Genomic DNA, 24,023 nt, shown 5'->3' on the forward strand with positions numbered 1-24,023 from the left:
TAGACGGCGATGATTGTATTTCAAGATGACTACGGATACAACGTTCGACTTTCTTTTTCTGACCATCCTTTTTCACGACATCCGAAACATGTTCTTGTTATTTGTCGGTACAACGGTCGTTGGTTATTGACCAATCACGCTGTACGAGGCTGGGAATTCCCGGGGGGTAAAGTAGAAGAGGGAGAGACGGCGGAACAAGCAGCGGTTCGTGAAGTAAGGGAAGAAACAGGAGGAATTGTTCAAAAGATCATGTACATCGGGCAGTATGAAGTCAAACGTCCGAATGAAACGATTGTAAAAAATATTTATTTTGCTCATGTTGAGTCTTTGGAACAAAGGGAGTCGTATTTCGAAACAAATGGTCCTGTTCTCATTGAGCATATGCCAGATGACATAGCGAAAGATGAACGATTTAGTTTTATTATGAAAGATGGCGTATGGGCATATACGAAACAACAGTTAGAGCGGCGGGGAATGGTTTAAAGCCCCACCGCCTTTTCTTTGCATGTGGGGCTATGCACGTTTGATTAGCTTTTTTTCAAACCAACTGACAAGTTGATACATGATGCTTGAAAGTAATGCAATCATAAGCAAACTTAATAAAACGAGCGTAAAGTTAAACACTTGGAATCCGTAAATAATCATATAACCGAGCCCTTGTTTCGAAACGAGAAATTCCCCGACAATGACACCGACCCAAGATAGACCGACGTTCACCTTTAACGTTGAAATCATTGTCGGAAAGGAAGCGGGTAAAATGGCTTCTGTAAACCATTGTCGTTTCGTTGCACCGAATGTTTGAAGCACTTTCATATAGTTTGCATCTACTTCTTTAAACGATGTGTAAACGACAATCGTTGTAATAATGATGGAAATGATTGCTCCCATCGCGACGATCGATGTCATATTCGGCCCGAGCGCCACAATGAGAATCGGTCCAAGCGCCACCTTTGGCATCGCATTTAAAATCACTAAATATGGATCAACAATTTTGGATACGCGTGGAAACCACCAAAGTAGCGCAGCGAAACAAATGCCCGCGATCGTACCAACAATAAAACCAAGTACGGTTTCTGTTAATGTGATAGTTGTATGTGAAAGCAATGTGTGATCGCGCACTTTCGTGATAAATAAATGCCAAATAGAAGACGGTGAGCTAAATAAAAGAGGATCAATCCAATGAAAACGGCTTGCGATTTCCCATAGGCTAAAGAAGGCAATGACAATGATCGTTTGGAAAAAACGAACGATTCGTTTTTCGCGTTTTTCATATGCTATATGTTGATCGTATATACGTTGCAACCATTCATGTTTGTTCAATGCTCTCTAACTCCTTCCAAATCATTTGAAAAATCGGTGAAAAATCTGGATGTTGGCGAGCTTGGAACGGTGTACACGCTTTTAATGAATCGGGGACGGAAACAATTCGTTTAATTTTTCCTGGTCTTGCGGTAAATAAAACGATGCGGTCGCTCATCGCAATTGCTTCACCGATGTCGTGCGTGACGAGAAGCGCTGTTTTCCGATATTGCTTTAACGTCTCCCATACGAGATCCTCTAGTTTAAGTTTTGTTTGGTAATCAAGTGCTGAAAACGGTTCATCCAACAATAAAATTTTCGGGTCGGTTGCCAAGGTGCGAACGAGTGCAGCGCGCTGACGCATCCCTCCTGACAATTCGTAAGGATAGCGGTCATCGACGTCGCGTAGACCAATTTGATGTAAAAGGGCGAGCGTTTGTTTTCTCGTTTTCTCGCTATATTTTCTTGTCAGTTTTAATCCGAGTGTGACGTTTTGTTCAATTGTTTTCCACGGAAACAAATAATCGTGTTGTAGCATATACCCAATCGTTTGACGCATCGTTTTTGCTTCTTTTCCTTCGATAAGCACACGTCCTTTCGTCGGCTCGATTAGTCCAGCGATAATGGAAAGAAGCGTCGTTTTTCCACAACCGCTTGGGCCGAGAAAGGAGAGAAATTCTCCCCTCTCGACAGTTAGCGACAGATGATCAAGCGCCAAGACAGCCGATTGGTTTGTCACGTAGGCATGCATCACTTGATCAATCGTTAAAATGGGCATGGTGTTTCACCTCTTTTGTGCGTTTTCGGCAAACGATGTATTCACTAAAATCGAGTGATCAATGTACGATGGCAACTCATTTGCTTCTTTCATGATGTTTTGGAGATGGTTCCATTCTTCTTCATCTAAAATAGGGTCTGTTGCATAGGAGCCTTGTTTTTTATAGCGATCGACGACTTTTTCAATAAGAGCGATATCTGTATTTTCAAAGTACGGTTGAATGACTGTTGCGATTTCTTTGGCCTCGTGTGTTTGCACCCATTGTTGGGCTTTATAAAGAGCGCGTGTAAATTTTTCAATGACATCTTTATTTTTCTCAATAAAACTTTGTTTTGCCATGAACGTTGTGTATGGGAGATGGCCGGATTCCGTTCCAAAGGAAGCAACAATATACCCTTTTCCTTCTTGTTCAAAAATGCTAGCAGTCGGTTCAAATAGTTGGACGAAATCGCCTGTTCCGCTCGCAAATGCATTGGCGATATTAGCAAATTCAATGTTTTGAATGAGGTTTAAGTCTTTATGTGGATCAATTCCATGTTGTTTTAAAACGTACTCTCCGACCATTTGCGGCATGCCGCCTTTTCTTTGACCTAAAAATGTACTTCCTTTCAGTTGATCCCACGTGAAGTTAGCGATCGGTTCGCGCGAAACTAAAAATGTGCCGTCCGTTTGTGTCAATTGCGCAAAGTTGATAACGGGATCAATGGCTCCTTGACTATACACATAAATAGACGTTTCCGAACCGACGAGTGCAATATCTGCTCCGTTCGATAAAAGCGTCGTCATCGTTTTATCGCCGCCCCACGTCGTATTTAGTTCAATATGAAGCCCTTCTTCAGCAAAAAAGCCTTTTTCAATTGCGACGTATTGAGGCGCGTAAAAAATAGAACGAGTCACTTCCGCAACGCGCAACGTTTTTACATCATGGGATGAGCATGCCGAAAGTAAGAACATAAAAGCAACAAGCAAAAATACCCATTTTCGCATTATTTTCCCCTCTTTCGTTTCGTTTGCTTTATCGTATGCGCCTAATAAAAATGTGTGAATGACCTAAAAAGAAAACCGCCGAGCACATCGCTCGACGGTTTAATTAATCGAATGTAAAGCAATTAATTCGTATGTAACGATCGTTGTTCCGTTCTCAAGGACAAGTTTTTTAACGACAGCTTGTCCGGTTGCTTCTCCGTGTTTTGTTCGTCTTACTTCTAACGGCACGTCAAGTGGATATAAGCGATAGCCTTCTTTTTGTAATACAAATAAGTTGTGTTCAATTCGTTTTTCTTTTCCGTTTGTGACGATCATCGTTTGTATTTCTAACGGCATGCCCATCTGTTTCACCCCAAACTTTCTCGGTATGTTCACTTTCATTGAAACACATTTATCGTTGTTATACAACTGTATTCAAGGGATTTATACTACATAATATAAATAAATAATATGATCAGGTAATAAATGTTGTTGACAGGACAAGAATATAAGTGATACGATGACAGTAAGCTTTAGAGGGAGATGTTTGAATATTCATTTCTTTTTGAAGCGAAGTTTTTACGTATGAGGGGAGTTTTTTGTTACATGAAACAATTTCATTCATTCGGGTGGTACGCGGCTCGCATTGCCCCGTATTTGCCTGAGGAAGCGTTCCGTCCTGTTCCGTCTCGTCTGTTTGGTGGCCTTGCTTACATGCTCGTTTTAGTTAGTAGCATTGTAACGATTTCTTTATTTGATCTCCATTGGTTATGGAACGGATTGCTTTCAGTTGTTATTGGATTTTGTTTTGCTGGATTAGGGTTTTTAGGGCATGAAATTTTGCATGGGACGGTAGTCAAACGGGCATGGCTTCGTGATTTGTTAGGTGGCATTGCGTTTTTACCGCTTTGCACAGGTCCGAAGCTATGGCGAAAGTGGCATAACGCGACACATCATGTGCATACGCAACATGAGGAGCTCGATCCTGACGCGTGGCCAACGATAAAACGTTTAGCTCAAAGTCGTTTCCTCCGTTGGATTTATCGCATTCCGTTTCCGATTCGTGCGGCTTTTTCGTTTTTGTCTTTAGCAGGGATGTTTACCGTTCATTCGCTTCATATGCTTCTTCATTTTTGGAAGGAGTTTGAAAAAGGAAGTCGTCGCGCAGTATTTTGGCAGTTTGTATTGCCATGGTCGGTATGGATTGGGTTATTGCTGATGATCGGAGTGGAAAAATGGCTCTTTGCGTTCGTTATTCCGTTGCTCATTGGAAATGCAATCGTTATGGGATATATTTCGACGAACCATCGTTTAAATCCGCTCGTTCCAGTTAACGATCCACTAGCTAATAGCTTAACGGTCATTGTTCCAAAGTGGGTGGATGTGTTGCATTTTAACTTTTCACACCATACAGAACATCATTTATTCCCAGCAATGAGCTCAAAATATTACCCGCTAGTCAAACAATATATTAAACAACTATGGCCGGAACGGTATCATGAAATGCCGATGACAAAAGCGTTAATTGCGCTATGGAAAACGCCACGGCTTTATTATGAACAAACAGAACTCATCGAGCCTCGCGAAGGATATGTATACGGAACGCTCGGAAATGGATTAAACATAGATGATCTTTCGTACAAAACGAAAGAAAATGTTGTAGTCAAACAAAAAATGGTGAAGCAAAAATAAAGCGTGGCCAATGAGCCGCGCTTTATTTTTTCCCTTGCAACATAAGGGGAAGTTCTAAATGATGTTCGTGTAAAAACGGTTCGTTCGTTAATACAGCTTCTGTTGGACCGTCATATGCGATCGTTCCGTTTGCGAGTACAATTGTTCGCTCGCAACATTCAAGCACAAAGTCGAGATCGTGCGTTGTTATGATTTTTGTATGTGATAACGATTGAACGAGATGAATGAGCGTTCGTCTTGCTCTCGGATCTAACGCTGCCGTCGGCTCGTCCATCAGCAATATTTTCGGTTCCATCGCAAGCACAGTTGCTAAGGTAACGAGCCGCTTTTCTCCTTCTGATAAACGATAAGGTGGGCGGTCTTTGACATGAATCGCACCGACAAGCGTTAAAGCGTTTGTTACTCGTTGGCTTACTTCATTTTCATTCATCCCGTCATTTCGAAGCGCAAACGCGACGTCATCGTAAACGGTTGGCATAAATAATTGATCATCGGCTTGTTGAAATGTAAAGCCAACGATGCGACGAATGTGTCGTAACGTTTGTTTCGACATGTGCATATTATCGATGACGATATGTCCGCTTTGTGGCATATATAAACCGACGAGCAGTTTTAATAACGTTGATTTTCCTGCACCGTTTGCTCCAATGATGCCGATGCATTCTCCTTGTTGAACAGAAAAAGAAATATTACGAATGGCTTCATGACCATCTGGGTATATGTAACAAATATTCGATATGTTTATCATCATATGACCACCAAACGATAAACGATGAACAATATAACTGTGACGTACGTGTAAATTCTCTCTTTTGTTGTCCATCGTTTTATTTTTATATGCATACGCTGAATAGAAAACCCGCGCAATGTCATCGCTTCATACACGCGCTCGGCACGTTCAAATGTTCGCAGTAACAAATGTCCAACGAGCGAACCCCAAACGGATAATTGGATCGCGCGATGGTGTGATGCACGCAACATATACGCTTGACGAAGTCGTTTTGCTTCCTCTAAAAATAAAAAAATATATCGATGTGTCAAAAGTAATTGTATAACGAGCAAATGAGGAATACGCAACGAAAGGAGCGCCCCTGCGAGTTGCTCGACCGATGTCGTCAAAAACAATACTGTTGCAGCAAGAACGGCAAGCGTGTTTTTTACAAGCAAAGTAGCGAATGACAGCCATCCTGCTTCTATACGCCAATGAAAAAACGATACGTGTTCATGAATGAAAAAGAGCTGTGAAGCCCCTATAACTGTAATAAATGGTAGAGAAGCGAGCAGTACGCGTTTAATATGGCGAATAGAAAGACGATAAAAAACGATCATTGTGATCGGATAAAGCGATAATGGAACGAGTTCAATAAATGCATATGTGTGAAACGAAGCAACGACAAGAATGTATGTAAACGTTATAATGAGCATGCTTAACGGATGAACATCATGTCGTCGCTTTTTCATATTTGACATATGTGCATGGATCACGCTTCTTTTCTCCATTTTTTCATGATGTATGGTACGAGCATTGCTATTGCAACGATAAATACACCGACGATGCCAGAAACGCTTGTGCCGATGTCTAACCAACCGATCGAAGCGCCCCCATTTTTCAAATTGTAATCAGGCAACAAAGCGAGCGATTGTTGGAGACGTTCTAGTGCGGTGTGGAGTGCTGTTGTTGCATGTAGTTCCTCCGTACCTGCCGTGCGAAAAATAGACCATTCTAATCCATCTGGTTTGGACGAAGCGATGGATGAAAACATGCCACCGATGAGAAGCGCAAGCAAACCGAGTGTCCCGATGAGACGATTTGTCGGTGTATTTGTTGTTGTTGAAAGTTCTGGCTTTGCTTTCATCACAAATGAGATGACAGCCGCTGTAGCCATTCCTTCTACAATACCAATCGCCAAATGAATCGGTTGCATAAATAAAGCGAACGTCGTAAATGGTAATTCGACTTTTCTGGATAACAACGTTTGAACGACGACGCTAAATGCCCCGAGTTGCAATCCAACGACGGCAGCGATGATGGAAGCAAACCAGATGTTTGTTCGGCGAATGAGTCGTCTGTAAAGTGGATATGCGATAAAACATGTGTAAAAGCCGAGATTGAACACGTTGCATCCGAATGCTAACAGTCCGCCATCTGCAAAAAAGAGTGCCTGAATAAATAAAACGACGGCTAACGTTAAAAACGCTGCATAAGGACCTAGCAAAGCGGCAAGTAACAATCCGCCACCTAAATGTCCGCTCGACCCTGTACCAGGAATGGTAAAGTTAATCATTTGCGCTGCAAATACAAATGCTCCAAGCACCCCCATCAGCGGCAGTTTTTTTTCATCTGCTTCCATGTTTATTTTTTTTAATGAGTAGCTTGCTACACCCGCCGTAGCCCCCCACATCGCCATTCCTACTGCAGGTGAAATAAGTGCATCTGCCATATGCATAAAAATATCCCCCCTTACACCTTATTATAGGGGAGATATGTTATGGAAAGCTATTTCATTTTTTCTCTAAGTTTGCTTATTATATAATTTTTCGTCTTTTCGTCATAAACACCATTTTTATTTCCGCCTGAAAACATAAGGTTCACTCGTTTCACGGCATCTAACGTTTTTTTGCCAAATACTCCGTCTTCTGCTCCGCATTTAAAATTGATCATATTTAGCGCTTGTTGTAAGATGCGAACGTCTTCGCCGCGATCGCCATATCGCAATACTTTATTTGGAAGCTTACTGATCAGTTGTTCGACTATGTTTTGTTGTTTCGGTGTTTGATTGGATGGTTGTGATGGGGTTTTCACTTCTTCTTTTTTTACTAGTTTTTCAATGATTATTTGTTGCCCGGGCTGTAATGCTCTTGGATCCACGTTTGGATTTAGGCGCAATAACGTTTTTACACTTACCCCTGTTTTTTGACTAATGGCCCATAGCGTATCTCCTCGTTCGACGGTATACAGTTTGACTTCTTCTTTCATTTCGACGTTTTCGTTTTCAGCTAATACTTGCGCATAGTTAAAACAAGGGCATTGTTTCCATTCGTATCCTTTTAGCTCATTATGTCCTTTCACATCTTTATAGTTCGGCAAGATGTTTACCAGCGTTTTATATAACGTTCTCAATGATTGTTTTTGTTCATCCGTCGGTTGTTGTGTGCGAAAATCGCCTGTTAAACAAATGCCGATGCAGTAACTGTTATGGTTGCCGACATGGTAGCTAATCGTTTCTAAGTCGTTGCAAAAATGAATCGTTCCGTCTTGTTCAATGACAAAATGGTATCCGATGCCTGGCCATCCTTTACTTACATGATAATTGGCGAACGCAAATGCCGAGCCTGTTTTCGTTAAACTATGATGAATAATAATGTGCGTTTTTTGTTCAAGTGTTGTTTTTTTATACGATTGGCCAGAGCGAGTGGGAAGAAGATGGCGTATATCTTTTAATTGAGGAATCGCAAATAGTTCATTCATTTTTAGCCTCCTTTTCTTTATTTCTATGTACTACTATATGTTTCATTGAATGAAATGGTTTGTACGAACATATGAAAAATGAAAAAGCTGCCGAAAACAGGCAGCCTTTTCATTTATGCGATCGGTCCCCCGAATTGTTCAATGCGTGGATCAACGTTTGTGAATTTTTTAAAGTTTTCACGGAACTTCGCCGCAAGTTCTTTTGCTTTTTGTTCATATGCTTCTTGATCTGCCCATGTGCTTTTTGGTTGCAATACTTCATCAGGTACACCTGGGACGTGAAGCGGAATATGCAGACCGAAAATTGGGTCTTGAACGGTTTCTACGTTGTTTAATTCGCCTTCCAACGCAGCTTTGACCATTGCGCGCGTATAAGACAGTTTCATCCGTTCACCAACACCGTATCCGCCTCCTGTCCAACCGGTGTTGACTAAAAATACTTGCACGCCATGAGCGTCAATTTTTTGTCCGAGCATGTCTGCATAGCGTGTTGCAGGAAGCGGTAAAAACGGTGAGCCAAAGCAAGTAGAAAACGTTGCTTCAGGTGCAGTAATTCCGCGCTCTGTGCCCGCTAACTTGCTTGTATAGCCGCTTAAGAAATGATACATTGCTTGTTCTTTTGTTAATTTGCTAATTGGAGGCAATACACCAAACGCATCGGCCGTTAAAAAGACGATCGTATGCGGATGACCTGCAACGCTCGGTTGGACGATATTGTCCATTGCTTCAAGCGGGTATGCTGCGCGCGTATTTTCGGTTAACGTCGCATCGTCATAGTTTGGTATGCGCGTGTCTGGATCAATCATGACGTTTTCTAATACGGAACCGAAGCGAATCGCATCGAAAATTTGCGGCTCTTTTTCGCGTGATAAGTTAATGCATTTCGCATAACATCCGCCCTCAATGTTGAACACGCCGTTATTTGACCAACCGTGTTCGTCATCGCCAATTAGGCGACGGTTTGGGTCAGCAGAAAGCGTTGTCTTTCCTGTGCCCGATAAACCGAAAAAGAGCGCCACATCTCCTTCTTGACCTACGTTTGCTGAACAATGCATCGGAAAGATTCCTTGTTCTGGCAATAAAAAGTTCATGACCGAGAAAATCGATTTTTTCATTTCCCCTGCATATTCTGTTCCACCAATCAGCACGGTACGACGTTCAAATGAGATGATAATAAACGTTTCTGAACGCGTGCCGTCAACAGCTGGATCCGCTTTAAATGTCGGTGCAGAAATGACCGTAAATTGTGGTTCATGCGTTTGTAATTCTTCCGTTGTTGGACGAATAAACAATTGATGGGCAAATAAGTTATGCCAAGCAAATTCATTGACAACTTGAATTGGCAAACGATAAGCTGGATCCGCGCCTGCAAAGCCGTTGAATACAAATATTTCTTCTTTCGTCATTAAATAATCGATCACTTTATTGTACAGTTTATCAAATACTTCTTCAGAAATTGGTTGATTGACAGTTCCCCAATCAATTTTATGTTTCACAGACGGTTCTTCCACAATATATTTATCTTTTGGAGAACGACCTGTATATTTCCCAGTTGTTGCACAAACTGCTCCTGATGAAGTGAGAACGCCTTCTTTGCGAGTTAATACTTTTTCTACTAATCGTGGTACAGATAAGTTATGAAAAACCCCATCCCTTTGTAAGAGTGTTGATAATTTGTTCGTCAATTCAATGGAATTCATCGGACAAAACCTACCTTTGTTTGATTTATCTTTATGTAAAAAGTATAACACATTTTGATAAATAGTCCATACTAATTCGTGTATTTTTCTTGAATTTATTTTCAAGATCATTACAGTAGAAAAAACGTTGACTCGCTTCATACAGATGTGATATGATGCTGAGATGAACGGATACTCTTATCCCGAGTTGGTGGAGGGAGACAGGCCCGATGAAGCCCAGCAACCGTCACATACGTGAAAAGGTGCTAACCTGTGGCAAGGGGACGCCCTTGAACGATAAGAGTGAAAGGCGCAGACAAATGCAAAAACCTTTCCTCTAAGGGAAAGGTTTTTTTCACGATAGACCATAATAAGAGGGATGAGTACCGTATCATTTTTCATTATACTGAGGAGGAATGTTTGAATGCCTAAACGTCGTCTGTTTACATCTGAATCTGTAACGGAAGGGCATCCGGATAAAATTTGTGACCAAATTTCCGATGCGATTTTAGATGCGATTTTAGCGAATGATCCGAATGCCCGTGTCGCGTGCGAAACGAGCGTAACAACAGGACTTGTTTTAGTGAGTGGAGAAATTACAACATCTACATATGTAGATATTCCGAAAATTGTTCGTGAAACAATTCGTGAAATTGGCTATACGCGTGCAAAATACGGCTTTGATGCAGATACGTGCGCAGTATTGACGTCAATTGATGAACAGTCACCAGATATCGCAATGGGTGTTGACAAAGCGTTAGAAGCTCGCGAAGGACAAATGACAGATGAAGAAATCGAAGCGATCGGTGCAGGTGACCAAGGATTAATGTTTGGCTTCGCGTGCAACGAAACGAAAGAACTTATGCCGCTACCAATTTCTCTAGCACACAAACTTGCACGCCGTTTAGCGGAAGTGCGTAAAGAAGACATTTTACCGTACTTACGTCCAGACGGAAAAACGCAAGTGACAGTCGAGTACGATGAAAACGGCAAACCTGTACGTATCGATACGATCGTTGTTTCTACACAACATCATCCAGAAATTACACAAGATCAAATTGTACGCAACATTAAAGAGCATGTCATTCAACCTGTCGTTCCGGCAGAATTGATCGATGAAAACACAAAATATTTTATCAACCCAACAGGACGTTTCGTCATCGGTGGTCCACAAGGTGACGCAGGGTTGACGGGACGTAAAATTATCGTTGACACATACGGTGGTTATGCACGTCACGGCGGCGGGGCATTCTCAGGAAAAGACCCAACGAAAGTAGACCGCTCAGCAGCCTATGCGGCGCGTTACGTAGCGAAAAACATTGTCGCGGCAGGTCTTGCAGATAAATGTGAAGTGCAGTTAGCATATGCGATCGGTGTTGCAAAACCTGTATCGATTTCAATTGATACGTTCGGCACGGGCAAAGTATCTGAAGATGTATTAATTGAAGTGGTGCGCAACAACTTTGACCTTCGTCCGGCGGGCATTATTAAAATGCTTGATCTTCGTCGCCCGATTTACAAACAAACAGCTGCTTACGGTCACTTTGGTCGCACAGATATTGATCTTCCTTGGGAACGTACAGATAAAGCAGAAGTGTTAAAACAACAAGCGTTACAGTTGGCGAAGTAAGAAAGGAGAGAGAGTTACGGAATGTAGCTCTCTCTTTTTTCACAAGTATGTTCTTTTGCAGTTGTTTGATGATCATGGGACAGGGAAAAGCGATAGTAGCTAAAAATGTTGGACATTATGGTTTGGCATGCTGTTTACTCAGAAGGAAAGTGAATCGCCCCTTGCTCGCTCTTACGCGTAATGAGAGAAACGTTTGTGCACCACTTGTTCATAATGAGAAAGAAGTTCGATGAATATGTTATTCCAGTCTTTTGTTTTTGCATATTCTCGACCACATTTCCCCATTTGCTTTCTTTTTTGTTCATCTTTCAATAAGTATTCAATTGCTTCTTTCCAAGTGTTTAAATCATCAGGAGAGCGTAATAATCCTGTTTGTTGTTCAGTGACGATAGTTGTAACCCCACCGCGATTTGCACAAACAACAGGAGTGCCCGATGCAAATGACTCTAACACAACATTCCCAAACGTTTCTGTAGGAGATGGAAATGCAAATATATGTGCAGCGGCGTATGCTTCTGCGAGCGCTTCCCCATTTAAAAAACCAGTAAACGTGACGTTTTTCGAAGCTTTTTGTTTTAACTGCTCTTTTAACGGCCCATCCCCGACGATCACCCAACGAATAGAAGGCGACATTTGTTTGGCAAGTTCAATAAGTAGATCGACATTTTTTTCTTTCGCTAAGCGACCGACGTATAAAATGATATGGCGTTCTGTAATGTGATATGTTTTTCGGAACGATTCGTTATTTTCGCGTGGATAAAATGTTGAGCAATCAACACCGCGCGACCAAATGTGCAAGTTTGTAAAGCCACGTTGTTGCAAGTGATTTAGCGTTTCTTCGGAAGGGACAAAAATTTTTTCCGCTGAGCGATGAAACCAGTGCATATAGCGCCAAAACCAAGGGGATAAAAAATCGAGGTTGTAGTAGTGCAAATATTGGTCAAAATGAGTGTGATATGAGGCAACGAAAGGGATATTCATTTTTTTTGCATAATGCAAGCCACATAAGCCGATATTAAATGGAGTAGCGATATGGATAAGCGTTGGTTGAAATTGCTCTAGTTGTTGGCGTATCGTCATCATGTTCGGGATGGCTAAGCGACATTCAGGATAAAGAAAAAAACGAAAGCTTTTAAAATGATAAATAAAATTTGTTGAAAAATCATCTTTCCGCGTTTCCGGAGCGAAAACGCGGAAGTCAATTCCACGAGATTCTAAGAAGCCGGCCCATCTCTTTAATGTTCGGGCGACGCCATTCACTTCAGGGGCAAACGTGTCAGTAAATAAAGCAACTTTCATGACGATTCCTCCCTTATAAAATCACAGAAAATGAAGCGACGCCAAACAACGTACCGAGCATACCGCCTGCGAGCACATCAGAAGGATAATGAAGCCCTAAATAAATGCGCGAGATCGCGACACTACACGCGATGGGCAAGAGAAAAACCGTTAATGCCGGGGCGTATAGTAAAAATGGAACAACGACAGAAAATATTGCGGTTGTATGTCCGGATGGAAACGAATGATCAGTTAACGGATTTTTTGTTACTTTCGTGTTATGAAGTGAAATATACGGTCGTTTGCGTGGGTACATTTTTTTCATGACTGCGACAGGAATATGGCTAAGTGCTAATGCGATGGCACTGGCGATAGCAGCATCCCGCCATTCGTCACGCAACAGCCAAACAGCTAGCATGACAGCCGTAATTGAACATGTCGCTCCGCCAGCGTGTGTAATGGAACGAAAATATGCGTTAAGCCACTTGCGATCAAAATAACGATTAATGCTGTAAAACAACTTGCATTCCCAATCGTACCATTTTCGCAACATAAGCAAATCCCCCTGAACTTATGATAAAATATATATGTTAAGTCAATAATAAAGCAATGTAAAAATACCACGCTTATTTATCGCGTGGTTTGTTTAATTGAAGCGATTTATAATATTGACCTTTTTCAACATATTCGCGGCGAATTCGTGCCATTTCACGCTCATCTTCTTCGGTTAATTCTCGGATTACTTTTGCCGGACGTCCGAATGCAAGTGTGCGAGGAGGGATTTTTTTCCCTTGAGGCACAAGACTGCCAGCACCGATAAAAGCTCCTTCACCAATTTCAGCACCGTCTAAAACGATAGAGCCCATACCGATGAGAGCGCCTTTTCTTATAATGGCACTATGCAAAATGACTTGATGGCCAACGGTGACATCATCTTCAATGATGAGTGGGTTGTTTGGACTTTGGTGAAGGACGGAGTTGTCTTGAATGTTTACACGGTTGCCGATGATCGTTGGGGCGACATCTCCGCGAATGACGGTGTTAAACCAAACGCTCGTTTCCTCTCCAATGGTTACATCACCTGTAATAGTGACGTAATCGGCGATGAAAGCGGAAGGTGCAATGTTTGGCGTATGTTCTTTATATGGATAAATCATTTGGCTCGTCCCTTTCGTTTCATTTTGTTATATTTAGTGTACAAATTTTTCGTTTATTCGTAAATAACAAGGAGGGGTGTATATGTGGAAATGGGAAGGAGAAAACGCAAAAGGTACCATTGTCATCGTTCACGGTGCTGCTGAACATCATGGTCGGTATAAATGGCTCATTGAAATGTTTCGTATGCACGGTTTTCATGTTGTTGCAGGGGATTTACCAGGGCAAGGGACGACATCGCGTAGCCGACGAGGACATATTGATTCATTTGACGAATATATAGAGGCGGTGGCAAGCTGGGTGCATGAAGCGAGCGTGTACGAACAGCCCATTTTTTTACTCGGCCACAGCATGGGAGGGCTTGTCGTCATTCGCACATTGCAAGAAAAGCGACTGCCTGTCCGCGGTGTCATTTTATCGTCCCCATGTTTAGGGCTCGTTCATTATCCGTCGAAAGCGCTTGAGATCGCCTCACGCATTTTAAACGTCATTCATCCAAAAAAACGGTTTCCATCGGGGCTAACGGTAGAGATGGCGACTCGAAATGAAGAAGTGCGCGAGATGGATAAAAACGATTCATTATATGTGACGAAAGTGTCTGTTCGTTGGTATCGCGAGTTAGTGAAAGCGATTCGCATCGCTCATGAAAAAATTGCACAATTACCAGATGTTCCGATGCTTGTCATGCAGGCGGGGGATGACAAAATTGTCGATAAAAGTGCAGTGAAATCATGGTTTGATCAGTTGATGGTTAGTGAAAAAGTGTATAAAGAATGGCCAAAACTATATCATGAAATTTTTAACGAACTTGAACGAGAACAAGTATTTTTGTATGCCCATACGTTTTTAACGTTGCAACTGCAAAGAGGTGAGCTTATTGAGCGTTCCAACAAATCCTTTTAGTTTAATGCGAGCTGTATATCGTCGCGTTTTTCCGCTCGTTCATCGCGAATTAGCCATTTGGAAAAAAAGAGCGGAGGCTATTCCAAACGAGGAATTGCGCAAACAAGCGTTAGCAAGCATCGCGACAAAAACGTTTCATTGCGAAGGAGGAGCGATTTTGTCGTTGCTGGCTGGAAAAGAGATGGAGCGATGCATTCGTTTTATCGTTGCTTATCAAACAATTAGCGATTACTTAGATAATTTATGCGATCGAAGCACATCGCTCGATCCGACTGATTTTCGTGCACTGCACGATTCGATGATGCATGCATTAACTGTCGGGGCAAAAAAAGAAGCATATTATCGCTATCGTGCGGAACAAGATGATGGTGGTTATTTGCATGCCCTTGTCGATACGTGCCAACAGGTGCTAGCAGAAGTTCGGCATTATCATATCATCGCCCCGTTTTTACATGAACTTGCATCATATTATTGCGACTTACAAGTACATAAACATGTGAAAAAAGAAGAACGCATTCCGCGTTTGAAGCAATGGTTTGCCCAACATGAAGCATTGTTGCCGAAAATGGAATGGTATGAATTTTCCGCTTGTTCTGGGTCAACGCTCGGTATTTTTTGTTTAGTCGCTTATGCTTGTACCGATTCGTTTGATCAACGTCTTGCTGAACGGGTACGAAATAGCTATTTCCCGTACGTGCAAGGGCTGCACATTTTACTTGATTATTTGATTGATCAAGAAGAAGATCGGCAAGGTGGAGATTTAAATTTTTGTTTTTATTATCCGAATGAAGAAACGTTATTCGCTCGTTTATGTCATTTCGTTGAAGAAGCAGATCGGCATATCGCACAGTTGCCACATCGCGAATTTCATCGTTTTATTCATCGGGGGTTGCTCGGGCTATATTTATCGGACGAAAAAGTGCACGAGCAAGACGCGATTCGTAAGCTGGCAAAACAATTGTTGCGTTCAGGTGGCGTAACATCTCATTTCTTTTATTGGAACGGGCGAATGTATCGAAAATGGCAAAAATGGATGTATGCGTGAAGAAAACGGGTGTATAATGGAAGAAAAGAAGAGAGGGATGAATATGTCGTTACCTCGCTTTTCACACGTCACGTATGAACAATATTTAATTATGCGTCAACATAGTGATGAAAGATTAGAATATATTGATGGCGTCGTTTATATGACACCTTCACCTAGCATCCAGCATCAACTCGTATCAAGCAATCTTCATACAATATTCGGGAATTATTTGAAAGGAAAGACATGTAAAGTATTTGCCGCTCCCACAGACATTGAGCTAGTGAGTGAAACATGTTCTGAAAGAAAGCTCGTCATTCCTGATTTAAGCATTATTTGTGATCAAACGGGATTTACAGACACAAAATATGTCGGAGTTCCGACGTTAATTGTTGAAATACTCAGTCCTTCGAATCAAGCGCACGATTTAGTGACGAAGTTTAATTTATATATGGAATATGGTGTAAAAGAATATTGGATTGTTAATCCGATGAAACAAGCCGTGACCGTTTATGTATTAAATGAAGATAGGCTATACGAGCAGGCGGATATTAAAGTAAGTGTTGGAACTGTTCAATCTGTTTGCTTTCCAGGTTTGTTTGTTCATTTAGAAGAAATATTTCACTAACAAAGCAAAAGTAGCGATAGGAAAGACCGATCGCTACTTTTTTATCTTTTTTCGATGGCAACGATAAACGGCGGATGATTGATTTGATTCATAAATTCGTATCGAATGACGTGTGCACGTTGTTGGTCGATCGTTGAGACGTATTGTAAAAGGGCATCGCGCTCAATCGCTCCTTCAGGATGACCGTGGTAAATGACGAGGACAATAATTCCTTCAGGAGCCATGATTTCAAGCAATTGCTCAATGGCGGCAATGGTTGAGTTTGGTTTTGTCACAACTTGTTTATCTCCTCCAGGCAAATAGCCGAGATTAAACATCGCACCGGTTATGCGTCCTTTGTATTGTAGAGGAATGTGACTAAGCAGCTCCGCGTGGCTTGCTTGCACAAGCGTGACCCGTTCTTCCATGTGGTGTTCACGCAATCGTTTTGTTGTGTTTTCGATCGCTTGTGCTTGAATGTCGAAGCCGAACACATGCCCAGACTCTCCGACACGTTCAGCCAAATAAAGCGTATCATGGCCGTTGCCGACCGTTGCATCGACGACGACATCGCCTTCTTTCACAGCGAAGTCGATGAGCGAACGGGCAAATGGCAAAATGCGCATCAGCTTCATCGTCTGTCTTCCTTTCGCACATATTTTTTTCCTTGATAACTATTGCGACGCTCTAATTCGGCATCGATGGCGTTTAACACTTCCCATTTATTGACGCTCCACATTGGACCGATCATTAAATCGATCGGACCGTCTCCTGTAATGCGATGAACGATCATTTCTGGCGGCAATACTTCTAACTGATCACAAACGAGTTGAACATATTCATCGAACGTTAAAAATTGAAGCATTCCTTTTTCGTATTGTTTCACCATTGGCGTTCCTTTTAGCAAATGAAGCAAATGAATTTTAATGCCTTGCACATCTAAATGAGCGACCGTTTTTGCTGTTTCCATCATCATGTCGTACGTTTCAAGCGGCAATCCGTTAATAATATGGGCACAAACGCGAATGCCATGTTTGCGTAGCTTCTCTACACCTTCCACATAGCATGAAAAGTCATGCGCGCGGTTAATTAAGGTAGCTGTTTGTTCATGAACCGTTTGCAAACCAAGCTCGACCCATAAATACGTTCGTTCATTCAATTCCGCTAAATAGTCGACGACGTCGTCCGGTAAACAATCAGGGCGTGTAGCGATCGATAAACCGACGACACCGTCTAAATATAATACCGTTTCGTATTTTTCACGCAACACGTCAACGGGGGCATGTGTATTTGTGAACGCTTGAAAATAGGCGATATACTTCCCATCTTTCCATTTTGTATGCATTTTTTCTTTAATCGTATGGAATTGGGTGACTAAATCGTCTGTTCGTCTGCCAGCAAAATCACCAGAACCAGCTGCGCTACAAAATGTGCATCCACCGTATGCCACTGTACCGTCGCGATTTGGACAATCGAATCCTGCATCAAGCGACACTTTAAAAACTTTTTCACCGAACGTTTGGCGTAAATGATAATTCCATGTATGGTATCGTTTCTTGTCGTTCGTATATGGAAAAGGATTCATGTTCATCACCTCGCATCATTTTAGCATTGTAGCACGATTTAAGCGGGAAACTCAATGGCGCTGTGATAAATGACAAGAAAATGTACAAACTATAAAGCGATACGGAAGAAAGGAAGGGATGCGTATGGCGACAAGACAGTCGATGGACGAGTTTTTGCAACATTGTGAAGATGTGCTTCGCTATGCAAAAGAACAATATACAGAAGCGAGCAAGCTTGAACATTATAACGATACAGAATATGTAAAAGCTCAGCAAATGCTTGAACATGCGGTGAACGATTTGGCGCATTTTTCGTTAAGCTGTAACGCCCAACAGCGCGAACAATTACACCGCATGCGTCTACAGCTTGAACAACTACAAAACGATATGATTTTACTTCGTCATTAGGAGGAAACAGATGAAAAAACGTTCGAAACAAAACAATCCAGAACAAAAAACGTTGCATGCGAAAGATTTCGGTGATCCGATAAAAGAAGTGAAACAAAGGAATGCAAAAAAAGGGCAAGAAGCGAAAGCAGAATATCATAACGAAACATAATTTCCCCACTCGGAGATGCTCCGAGTGGGGAATAGCTCAGTTTTTCTTTAAAATATCGTCTAGTTTTTCTGAAGTAAGGGTTGTCACTCCGTAAAAAACAGGATCAATATATGTGCTTGATGCTTTTCCTGCTAATTCATATTCAATTTTTGGTGTAACAATATAAAAGTCAGCTTTTTGTTCTGATTTTTCAGCGAGAGTAAAATAAATATTTATTGTTTCGTTTGCCTCTACGATCTGTTTTTCTGATTTATCGTTTATCTTTACATCTTTTATCTGTAAAAAACTGTTTTCTACAGTTACACGCTTTATTTGAATCGTGTGCTCTGAAATGTTCTTCAGCTTTGCTTGAAAAAATTGCGTATTTGGATAAGCTGTCACATACTCATTTTGTGGAGTAAATATCCCCTTCTCGCTTACAACTAACTTGATATGACCGATCGGGAATGTCTCTTTGTATTTTTGATCAAATATGAGAGTTATTTTAGATATTGTCGTGCTACTTACTTCTTTTAAATGTAAATTGACAGCGATATTAAATAATTGAAAGTCTTTGTATTTATCACCTTCGATAAGATCATATTGCATGTCATCAATTGTATGTGCGATCTCGGGAAAGTCGATAGATGTTACGTTTGTTAGAGGGCTGTCACTTAATAAAATGAAATTAAGAACGAAAGGATCATCTTTTTTTGCTACATATACACCGTCCCATTTCCCAAAAACAATAAATCCTTTTATGTGTTCCGACTGGCATCCGGAAAAAAGAAAGCTGACGAGCGCACAGAAAATGAGAAAAGATTTTTTAGTCATCTTCGTCAATCCTACCTCTTTTGGAATATTATTCATTAAATATTATACATTAAATATAGAATAAAAAGACTTAATAATATTTTTAATTGTTTGATTATTCTGTTAATACATATATCATTCATACGATTTACCGAACACACTTGCAACGAGGGCGTAAATTTTTTAAAATAATGTGTATAATGAAATAATGGAAAATGACGGTGAAAAGGAGTAGTAGTAAACAAATGGTCGGCAGAGAGTTGACGGACGGTGCGAGTCAACCGAAGTTTGTTTACGAACTCGCCTTGGAGTTGCGTGTGCGAATGAAGTAGCATGCGCCGTGAATCTGCGTTAATGATGAAAGTGAGTGCACCATTCGTGCGCTAACAAGGGTGGTACCGCGGGAGAATCCTCTCGTCCCTTTTTGGGATGGGAGGTTTTTTGTTTTTCATTTTTGTTTAAAATGGATAAAAAGGAGGTTTGTCACGTGAGTTTTAATCATCGTGAAATCGAGAAAAAATGGCAAAAGTATTGGGAAGAAAATAAAACGTTCAAAACGACGGAAGATGACGGAAAGCGAAAGTTTTATGCGCTTGACATGTTCCCGTATCCATCTGGTGCAGGATTGCATGTCGGTCATCCAGAAGGATATACAGCGACGGACATTTTAGCACGTATGAAGCGCATGCAAGGATATAACGTATTGCATCCAATGGGATGGGATGCGTTCGGATTGCCAGCTGAGCAATATGCGCTAGATACAGGAAATGACCCGGCCGAATTTACGGAAAAAAACATTAACAACTTCCGCCGTCAAATTAAATCATTAGGTTTTTCGTATGACTGGGATCGTGAAGTGAATACGACTGATCCGAACTATTACAAATGGACACAATGGATTTTCTTAAAGTTATATGAAAAAGGATTAGCGTACATGGATGAAGTGCCGGTGAACTGGTGCCCAGCGCTAGGGACGGTATTGGCGAACGAAGAAGTGATCGATGGAAAAAGTGAGCGCGGGGGACACCCGGTCATTCGCAAGCCGATGAAGCAATGGATGCTTCGCATTACAGCGTATGCGGATCGTTTGCTTGAAGATTTAGAAGAACTTGATTGGCCAGAAAGCATTAAAGAAATGCAGCGCAACTGGATCGGTCGTTCGGAAGGAGCAAACATTCATTTCCAAGTCGACGGGCATCATGAAACGTTTACGGTGTTTACAACGCGTCCAGACACGTTATTCGGTGCCACTTATGCCGTGTTAGCCCCTGAACATCCGCTCGTTGAAAAAATTACAACACCGGAACAGAAGGAAGCTGTTGATGCGTATTTAAAACAAATTCAAAGTAAAAGCGACCTCGAACGTACCGATTTAGCGAAAGAAAAAACAGGTGTGTTTACGGGGGCGTATGCAATCAATCCAGTCAATGGTGAGAAATTGCCAATTTGGATCGCTGATTACGTGCTAATGAGTTACGGCACAGGGGCAATTATGGCGGTGCCAGCACACGACGAGCGTGATTATGAATTTGCGAAAAAGTTTCATTTGCCAATCAAAGAAGTTGTTGCTGGTGGGGATATTTCAAAAGAGGCTTATACAGGAGACGGCGAACATGTGAACTCTGATTTCTTAAACGGTTTGAATAAAGAAGAAGCAACGAAAAAAATGATTGAATGGCTAGAGGCAAACGGAAAAGGAGAGAAAAAAGTATCGTATCGCCTTCGCGATTGGTTATTTAGCCGTCAACGTTATTGGGGCGAGCCGATTCCGATCATCCATTGGGAAGATGGAACGATGACGCCAGTGCCAGAAGAAGAGTTGCCGCTTGTGTTGCCGAAAACAGATGAAATTAAACCATCAGGAACAGGTGAATCACCGCTTGCGAACATCGAAGAGTGGGTGAACGTCGTTGACCCGAAAACAGGTAAAAAAGGACGCCGTGAAACGAATACGATGCCGCAATGGGCAGGAAGTTGTTGGTACTATTTGCGTTACATCGATCCACATAACGATAAGCAATTAGCTGATCCTGAAAAGCTTGAAAAATGGTTGCCGGTCGACATTTACATTGGCGGGGCAGAACATGCGGTGTTGCACTTATTGTATGCACGTTTTTGGCATAAATTTTTATACGATATCGGCGTTGTGCCAACGAAAGAGCCGTTCCAAAAGCTATTTAACCAAGGAATGATTCTTGGAGAAAACAATGAGAAAATGAGTAAGTCGAAAGGAAATGTTGTCAATCCGGACGATATTGTGGAAAGTCACGGAGCGGATACGTTGCGTTTATATGAAATGTTTATGGGACCTTTGGAAGCGTCGATCGCATGGTCGACAAAGGGGCTTGACGGTGCACGTCGCTTCTTAGATCGCGTATGGCGTCTATTTGTTGAAGAAGACGGTCAATTAAATCCGAAAATCGTTGACAATCCAGAAACAGATACGCTTGAACGTGTATATCACCAAACGGTGAAAAAAGTAACAGAAGATTACGAGGCGCTTCGCTTCAATACAGCGATCTCACAATTAATGGTGTTTATTAACGAAGCATATAAAGCGCCTGTATTACCGAAAGTGTATATGGAAGGATTCGTGAAGTTACTGTCGCCAGTTTGTCCACATATTGCTGAGGAATTATGGGAGAAGCTTGGACATAACAATACGATCGCATACGAAGCTTGGCCAGCATACGATGAAGCGAAATTAGTCGAAGATGAAGTCGAAATCGTCATTCAAGTAAACGGAAAAGTGCGTGCGAAACTACACGTTCCTGCTGATGCAACAAAAGAACAGCTTGAGCAATTGGCAATGGAAGACGAAAAAATTAAAGAACAAATTGAAGGGAAAACTGTACGTAAAGTGATCGCTGTCCCAGGAAAACTAGTGAACATTGTTGCAAATTAATCGCAAACAAGCCTCTCACATACGCTGTGGGAGGCTTTCGTTAAAAGAAAGGGAGAGATCGATGAAAGAAATAACAGCAGCACAATTAAAACAAATGATACAAACAGGTGAGCGCGTTCATGTTATTGATGTACGCGAAGATGAAGAAGTCGCCTTTGGAATGATTCCATCAGCGATACATATAAAAATGGGGGATATTCCGGAAAGAATGAACGAGCTAGACAAAAATGAAACGTATGTCATTATTTGTCGTTCTGGTGTTCGTAGTGAGCATGTGTGTCGTTATTTAGAGGCGCATGGTTACGATGTGTGTAACGTCATTGACGGGATGCTCGGATGGGACGGCGAACTTGAGTAACTGAAATGTCATGATTGCCTTAGAAACAATAAGATCGCTCGTTTACGATCTTATTGTTTCGCATATATCGCAGCATGCATGCCAGCAAGCCGACCAGTCACGAGCGCTGCAGTAATGTTATAACCTCCTGTGTAACCGTGAATATCTAAAATTTCTCCGCAAAAATATAAACCTTTCATAAGTTTAGATGCCATTTCTTTCGGATGTACTTCTTTGACCGATACACCGCCGCCTGTGACGAACGCTTTTTCAAGCGGTAACGTTCCGTGAACAGAAAAAGTGAATGTTTTACATGCCGCAATAAATGTGCGCACTTTGTCGTGACTTAATGTGGTTGCGACCGTTTGTGGATCGATCTTTGTTTGCTCAAGCAAAAATAGTACATATCGTTCTGGGAGCGGCATGATTGCTTTGACAATGTTTTTTATTGCTTTTTTCGGCTCTTCTTTCATGGTGCGCACAATGTGTTGAAATAATATTTCCCCTTTTTCATCTGGCAACGCATCAATCGTCATGTTCACAGACGATTGTTTTTTTAACTGTTTCACAACAAATTGGCTACATCGTAATGCCGCTGGTCCTGAAATACCGAAATGTGTAAAAATCATATCCATCCGATGTGTGACGATTGGTTTCCCTTTTTCGTTTAATACGCTTAATGCCACATCGCGCAATGATAGTCCTTGTAACGTCCGATTTTGAATAAAAGGTTCATGTGAAATAATAGGCACTTCCGTTGGAAACAGTTCTGTAATCGTATGTCCAGCCTTTTCTGCCCACGCATAACCGTCACCTGTCGAACCGGTATGCGGCACAGATTTCCCTCCAACGGCAACAACAACCGCTTTCGTCCGGATCATCTCCCCTGTTTGCAGCGTTACGCCATACACTGCTCCATCTTTATATTCGATGTCTTTTACAGGGGTATGAACCCGAACGTCGACACGCCATCGTTTCAATTCACGAAGAAGAGCTTGTACGACAGATTGTGCGCTGTCGCTTACCGGAAACATGCGTCCGTGGTCTTCTTCTTTTAATGGAACGCCAAGCCGTTCAAAAAAGCGAATAATATCTTCATTATTAAACATAGAAAAGGCACGATATAAAAAACGACCGTTCCCTGGGATATGTTGAATGAGTTCATCGACTGGTCGTCGATTTGTCACATTACAACGGCCACCGCCCGAAATGGCTAATTTTCGTCCGAGTTTATCTCCTTTATCAAGAAGGAGAACGCGTCCACCTTGTTCACCAGCAGCGATCGCTGCCATTAATCCTGACGGCCCCCCGCCGATGACTACGACATCATATGTCATCATTTTCACGTCCTTTCTGTTATGATTATAATGATTTTATGGAAAAGA

General features: G+C 41.8%; 26 protein-coding genes, 1 riboswitch and 1 other annotated feature. Of the genes, 10 read left to right on the top strand and 16 right to left on the bottom strand.

Translation table 11 applies throughout. The annotated features are described in order from the left end of the window. Positions 1-9 precede the first annotated feature (9 nt). Positions 10-483, top strand: a complete 474-nt coding sequence (gene ytkD, locus HNR63_RS06835) for an RNA deprotection pyrophosphohydrolase (protein ID WP_181520249.1) — start codon at positions 10-12, stop codon at positions 481-483. A gap of 30 nt (positions 484-513) precedes the next feature. Here ytkD and HNR63_RS06840 read toward each other — a convergent pair whose 3' ends face one another. From HNR63_RS06840 to HNR63_RS06855, 4 genes are all read right to left on the bottom strand, one after another. Next, on the bottom strand, positions 514-1,320 hold the full coding sequence (locus HNR63_RS06840) for an ABC transporter permease (protein WP_042534699.1): 807 nt from the start codon (positions 1,318-1,320) through the stop codon (positions 514-516). Then, positions 1,307-2,077 (bottom strand): ABC transporter ATP-binding protein, encoded by a 771-nt coding sequence (locus HNR63_RS06845; RefSeq protein ID WP_181520250.1) that lies wholly within the window; start codon positions 2,075-2,077, stop codon positions 1,307-1,309. The genes HNR63_RS06840 and HNR63_RS06845 overlap by 14 nt, the downstream gene beginning before the upstream one ends. A gap of 6 nt (positions 2,078-2,083) precedes the next feature. Next, on the bottom strand, positions 2,084-3,064 hold the full coding sequence (locus HNR63_RS06850) for an ABC transporter substrate-binding protein (protein ID WP_085789159.1): 981 nt from the start codon (positions 3,062-3,064) through the stop codon (positions 2,084-2,086). A 99-nt stretch (positions 3,065-3,163) separates the two neighbouring features. Continuing rightward, positions 3,164-3,406, bottom strand: a complete 243-nt coding sequence (locus tag HNR63_RS06855) for a DUF2584 domain-containing protein (protein ID WP_019417381.1) — start codon at positions 3,404-3,406, stop codon at positions 3,164-3,166. A 243-nt stretch (positions 3,407-3,649) separates the two neighbouring features. Between HNR63_RS06855 and desB the strand changes: the two genes are divergently transcribed. Next, on the top strand, positions 3,650-4,735 hold the full coding sequence (gene desB, locus HNR63_RS06860) for a Delta(10) desaturase DesB (protein WP_021095560.1): 1,086 nt from the start codon (positions 3,650-3,652) through the stop codon (positions 4,733-4,735). A gap of 22 nt (positions 4,736-4,757) precedes the next feature. On the opposite strand, the gene HNR63_RS06865 is transcribed toward desB, so the two are convergent. From HNR63_RS06865 to pckA, 5 genes are all read right to left on the bottom strand, one after another. Beyond that, the gene (locus tag HNR63_RS06865) at positions 4,758-5,486 is read right to left on the bottom strand and encodes an energy-coupling factor ABC transporter ATP-binding protein (RefSeq protein WP_343047647.1); all 729 of its coding nucleotides are present in this window, start codon (positions 5,484-5,486) and stop codon (positions 4,758-4,760) included. Next, positions 5,483-6,220 carry an energy-coupling factor transporter transmembrane component T family protein gene (locus HNR63_RS06870; protein WP_343047648.1) on the bottom strand — a complete coding sequence of 246 codons (738 nt, stop codon included), beginning with the start codon at positions 6,218-6,220 and terminating at the stop codon, positions 5,483-5,485. Before HNR63_RS06870 ends, HNR63_RS06865 begins: the two co-directional genes overlap by 4 nt. Further along, positions 6,217-7,182 carry an energy-coupling factor ABC transporter permease gene (locus HNR63_RS06875; RefSeq protein WP_181520252.1) on the bottom strand — a complete coding sequence of 322 codons (966 nt, stop codon included), beginning with the start codon at positions 7,180-7,182 and terminating at the stop codon, positions 6,217-6,219. Before HNR63_RS06875 ends, HNR63_RS06870 begins: the two co-directional genes overlap by 4 nt. A gap of 50 nt (positions 7,183-7,232) precedes the next feature. After that, positions 7,233-8,204, bottom strand: a complete 972-nt coding sequence (locus tag HNR63_RS06880; RefSeq protein WP_181520253.1) for an N-acetylmuramoyl-L-alanine amidase — start codon at positions 8,202-8,204, stop codon at positions 7,233-7,235. A 113-nt stretch (positions 8,205-8,317) separates the two neighbouring features. After that, on the bottom strand, positions 8,318-9,904 hold the full coding sequence (pckA, locus tag HNR63_RS06885; protein ID WP_181520254.1) for a phosphoenolpyruvate carboxykinase (ATP): 1,587 nt from the start codon (positions 9,902-9,904) through the stop codon (positions 8,318-8,320). A 174-nt stretch (positions 9,905-10,078) separates the two neighbouring features. Then, positions 10,079-10,187, top strand: a riboswitch (SAM riboswitch). A gap of 120 nt (positions 10,188-10,307) precedes the next feature. Here pckA and metK point away from each other — a divergent pair. After that, a complete protein-coding gene (gene metK, locus HNR63_RS06890) occupies positions 10,308-11,513 on the top strand; it encodes a methionine adenosyltransferase (RefSeq protein WP_021095566.1) in 1,206 nt (401 codons plus the stop codon). Positions 11,514-11,684: 171 nt separating this feature from the next. Here metK and HNR63_RS06895 read toward each other — a convergent pair whose 3' ends face one another. The 3 genes from HNR63_RS06895 to HNR63_RS06905 form a co-directional block, all read right to left on the bottom strand. Continuing rightward, entirely contained in the window at positions 11,685-12,812 is a 1,128-nt protein-coding gene (locus tag HNR63_RS06895; RefSeq protein ID WP_181520255.1) for a glycosyltransferase family 4 protein, read from the bottom strand. 13 nt (positions 12,813-12,825) lie between these two features. Continuing rightward, positions 12,826-13,344, bottom strand: coding sequence for a phosphatase PAP2 family protein (locus HNR63_RS06900; protein ID WP_181520256.1), 519 nt, complete (start codon positions 13,342-13,344; stop codon positions 12,826-12,828). A gap of 73 nt (positions 13,345-13,417) precedes the next feature. Continuing rightward, positions 13,418-13,948 (bottom strand): gamma carbonic anhydrase, encoded by a 531-nt coding sequence (locus HNR63_RS06905; RefSeq protein WP_021095568.1) that lies wholly within the window; start codon positions 13,946-13,948, stop codon positions 13,418-13,420. A gap of 82 nt (positions 13,949-14,030) precedes the next feature. Between HNR63_RS06905 and HNR63_RS06910 the strand changes: the two genes are divergently transcribed. The 3 genes from HNR63_RS06910 to HNR63_RS06920 are packed head-to-tail and all read left to right on the top strand — an operon-like array spanning position 14,031 to position 16,501. Beyond that, complete coding sequence (locus HNR63_RS06910) at positions 14,031-14,849, top strand: alpha/beta hydrolase (protein ID WP_043966950.1); 819 nt, start codon at positions 14,031-14,033, stop codon at positions 14,847-14,849. After that, positions 14,824-15,894: a tetraprenyl-beta-curcumene synthase family protein gene (locus HNR63_RS06915; RefSeq protein ID WP_181520257.1), complete on the top strand. Its 1,071-nt coding sequence runs from the start codon at positions 14,824-14,826 to the stop codon at positions 15,892-15,894. Before HNR63_RS06910 ends, HNR63_RS06915 begins: the two co-directional genes overlap by 26 nt. A gap of 43 nt (positions 15,895-15,937) precedes the next feature. Beyond that, the gene (locus HNR63_RS06920; RefSeq protein WP_181520258.1) at positions 15,938-16,501 is read left to right on the top strand and encodes a Uma2 family endonuclease; all 564 of its coding nucleotides are present in this window, start codon (positions 15,938-15,940) and stop codon (positions 16,499-16,501) included. Between the two features lie 41 nt (positions 16,502-16,542). Here the strand turns inward: HNR63_RS06920 and mnmM are convergent, their stop codons facing one another. Next, positions 16,543-17,115: a tRNA 5-(aminomethyl)-2-thiouridylate-methyltransferase MnmM gene (mnmM, locus tag HNR63_RS06925; RefSeq protein ID WP_181520259.1), complete on the bottom strand. Its 573-nt coding sequence runs from the start codon at positions 17,113-17,115 to the stop codon at positions 16,543-16,545. Next, positions 17,112-18,065 (bottom strand): tRNA modification radical SAM protein MnmL/YtqA, encoded by a 954-nt coding sequence (gene mnmL, locus HNR63_RS06930; protein WP_181520260.1) that lies wholly within the window; start codon positions 18,063-18,065, stop codon positions 17,112-17,114. The genes mnmM and mnmL overlap by 4 nt, the downstream gene beginning before the upstream one ends. A gap of 124 nt (positions 18,066-18,189) precedes the next feature. On the opposite strand from mnmL, the gene HNR63_RS06935 reads away from it, so the two are divergent. Continuing rightward, on the top strand, positions 18,190-18,453 hold the full coding sequence (locus HNR63_RS06935; protein WP_181520261.1) for a YtzC family protein: 264 nt from the start codon (positions 18,190-18,192) through the stop codon (positions 18,451-18,453). Between the two features lie 10 nt (positions 18,454-18,463). Continuing rightward, a complete protein-coding gene (locus tag HNR63_RS06940) occupies positions 18,464-18,604 on the top strand; it encodes a hypothetical protein (protein ID WP_009361597.1) in 141 nt (46 codons plus the stop codon). A 36-nt stretch (positions 18,605-18,640) separates the two neighbouring features. On the opposite strand, the gene HNR63_RS06945 is transcribed toward HNR63_RS06940, so the two are convergent. After that, positions 18,641-19,417 (bottom strand): hypothetical protein, encoded by a 777-nt coding sequence (locus HNR63_RS06945; protein ID WP_181520262.1) that lies wholly within the window; start codon positions 19,415-19,417, stop codon positions 18,641-18,643. Between the two features lie 191 nt (positions 19,418-19,608). Then, positions 19,609-19,821 (top strand) — a binding site (T-box leader). 62 nt (positions 19,822-19,883) lie between these two features. Here HNR63_RS06945 and leuS point away from each other — a divergent pair. Next, positions 19,884-22,301 carry a leucine--tRNA ligase gene (gene leuS / locus HNR63_RS06950; protein ID WP_181520263.1) on the top strand — a complete coding sequence of 806 codons (2,418 nt, stop codon included), beginning with the start codon at positions 19,884-19,886 and terminating at the stop codon, positions 22,299-22,301. Positions 22,302-22,362: 61 nt separating this feature from the next. After that, positions 22,363-22,659 (top strand): rhodanese-like domain-containing protein, encoded by a 297-nt coding sequence (locus HNR63_RS06955; protein WP_181520264.1) that lies wholly within the window; start codon positions 22,363-22,365, stop codon positions 22,657-22,659. A gap of 50 nt (positions 22,660-22,709) precedes the next feature. Here HNR63_RS06955 and HNR63_RS06960 read toward each other — a convergent pair whose 3' ends face one another. Continuing rightward, the gene (locus HNR63_RS06960) at positions 22,710-23,975 is read right to left on the bottom strand and encodes a BaiN/RdsA family NAD(P)/FAD-dependent oxidoreductase (RefSeq protein ID WP_181520400.1); all 1,266 of its coding nucleotides are present in this window, start codon (positions 23,973-23,975) and stop codon (positions 22,710-22,712) included. Positions 23,976-24,023 lie beyond the last annotated feature (48 nt).

The organism is Anoxybacillus ayderensis, assembly GCF_013761015.1.
Taxonomy (GTDB): domain Bacteria; phylum Bacillota; class Bacilli; order Bacillales; family Anoxybacillaceae; genus Anoxybacillus; species Anoxybacillus ayderensis.

Excerpts from the sequence above, each read along its gene's own strand:
- ytkD (WP_181520249.1), top strand. The coding sequence starts at position 10 with ATGATTGTATTTCAAGATGACTACGGATACAACGTTCGACTTTCTTTT.
- HNR63_RS06845 (WP_181520250.1), bottom strand. The coding sequence starts at position 2,077 with ATGCCCATTTTAACGATTGATCAAGTGATGCATGCCTACGTGACAAAC.
- HNR63_RS06850 (WP_085789159.1), bottom strand. The coding sequence starts at position 3,064 with ATGCGAAAATGGGTATTTTTGCTTGTTGCTTTTATGTTCTTACTTTCG.
- HNR63_RS06855 (WP_019417381.1), bottom strand. The coding sequence starts at position 3,406 with ATGGGCATGCCGTTAGAAATACAAACGATGATCGTCACAAACGGAAAA.
- desB (WP_021095560.1), top strand. The coding sequence starts at position 3,650 with ATGAAACAATTTCATTCATTCGGGTGGTACGCGGCTCGCATTGCCCCG.
- HNR63_RS06865 (WP_343047647.1), bottom strand. The coding sequence starts at position 5,486 with ATGATGATAAACATATCGAATATTTGTTACATATACCCAGATGGTCAT.
- HNR63_RS06875 (WP_181520252.1), bottom strand. The coding sequence starts at position 7,182 with ATGCATATGGCAGATGCACTTATTTCACCTGCAGTAGGAATGGCGATG.
- HNR63_RS06880 (WP_181520253.1), bottom strand. The coding sequence starts at position 8,204 with ATGAATGAACTATTTGCGATTCCTCAATTAAAAGATATACGCCATCTT.
- pckA (WP_181520254.1), bottom strand. The coding sequence starts at position 9,904 with ATGAATTCCATTGAATTGACGAACAAATTATCAACACTCTTACAAAGG.
- metK (WP_021095566.1), top strand. The coding sequence starts at position 10,308 with ATGCCTAAACGTCGTCTGTTTACATCTGAATCTGTAACGGAAGGGCAT.
- HNR63_RS06895 (WP_181520255.1), bottom strand. The coding sequence starts at position 12,812 with ATGAAAGTTGCTTTATTTACTGACACGTTTGCCCCTGAAGTGAATGGC.
- HNR63_RS06900 (WP_181520256.1), bottom strand. The coding sequence starts at position 13,344 with ATGTTGCGAAAATGGTACGATTGGGAATGCAAGTTGTTTTACAGCATT.
- HNR63_RS06905 (WP_021095568.1), bottom strand. The coding sequence starts at position 13,948 with ATGATTTATCCATATAAAGAACATACGCCAAACATTGCACCTTCCGCT.
- HNR63_RS06910 (WP_043966950.1), top strand. The coding sequence starts at position 14,031 with ATGTGGAAATGGGAAGGAGAAAACGCAAAAGGTACCATTGTCATCGTT.
- HNR63_RS06920 (WP_181520258.1), top strand. The coding sequence starts at position 15,938 with ATGTCGTTACCTCGCTTTTCACACGTCACGTATGAACAATATTTAATT.
- mnmM (WP_181520259.1), bottom strand. The coding sequence starts at position 17,115 with ATGAAGCTGATGCGCATTTTGCCATTTGCCCGTTCGCTCATCGACTTC.
- mnmL (WP_181520260.1), bottom strand. The coding sequence starts at position 18,065 with ATGAATCCTTTTCCATATACGAACGACAAGAAACGATACCATACATGG.
- HNR63_RS06935 (WP_181520261.1), top strand. The coding sequence starts at position 18,190 with ATGGCGACAAGACAGTCGATGGACGAGTTTTTGCAACATTGTGAAGAT.
- HNR63_RS06940 (WP_009361597.1), top strand. The coding sequence starts at position 18,464 with ATGAAAAAACGTTCGAAACAAAACAATCCAGAACAAAAAACGTTGCAT.
- HNR63_RS06945 (WP_181520262.1), bottom strand. The coding sequence starts at position 19,417 with ATGACTAAAAAATCTTTTCTCATTTTCTGTGCGCTCGTCAGCTTTCTT.
- HNR63_RS06955 (WP_181520264.1), top strand. The coding sequence starts at position 22,363 with ATGAAAGAAATAACAGCAGCACAATTAAAACAAATGATACAAACAGGT.
- HNR63_RS06960 (WP_181520400.1), bottom strand. The coding sequence starts at position 23,975 with ATGACATATGATGTCGTAGTCATCGGCGGGGGGCCGTCAGGATTAATG.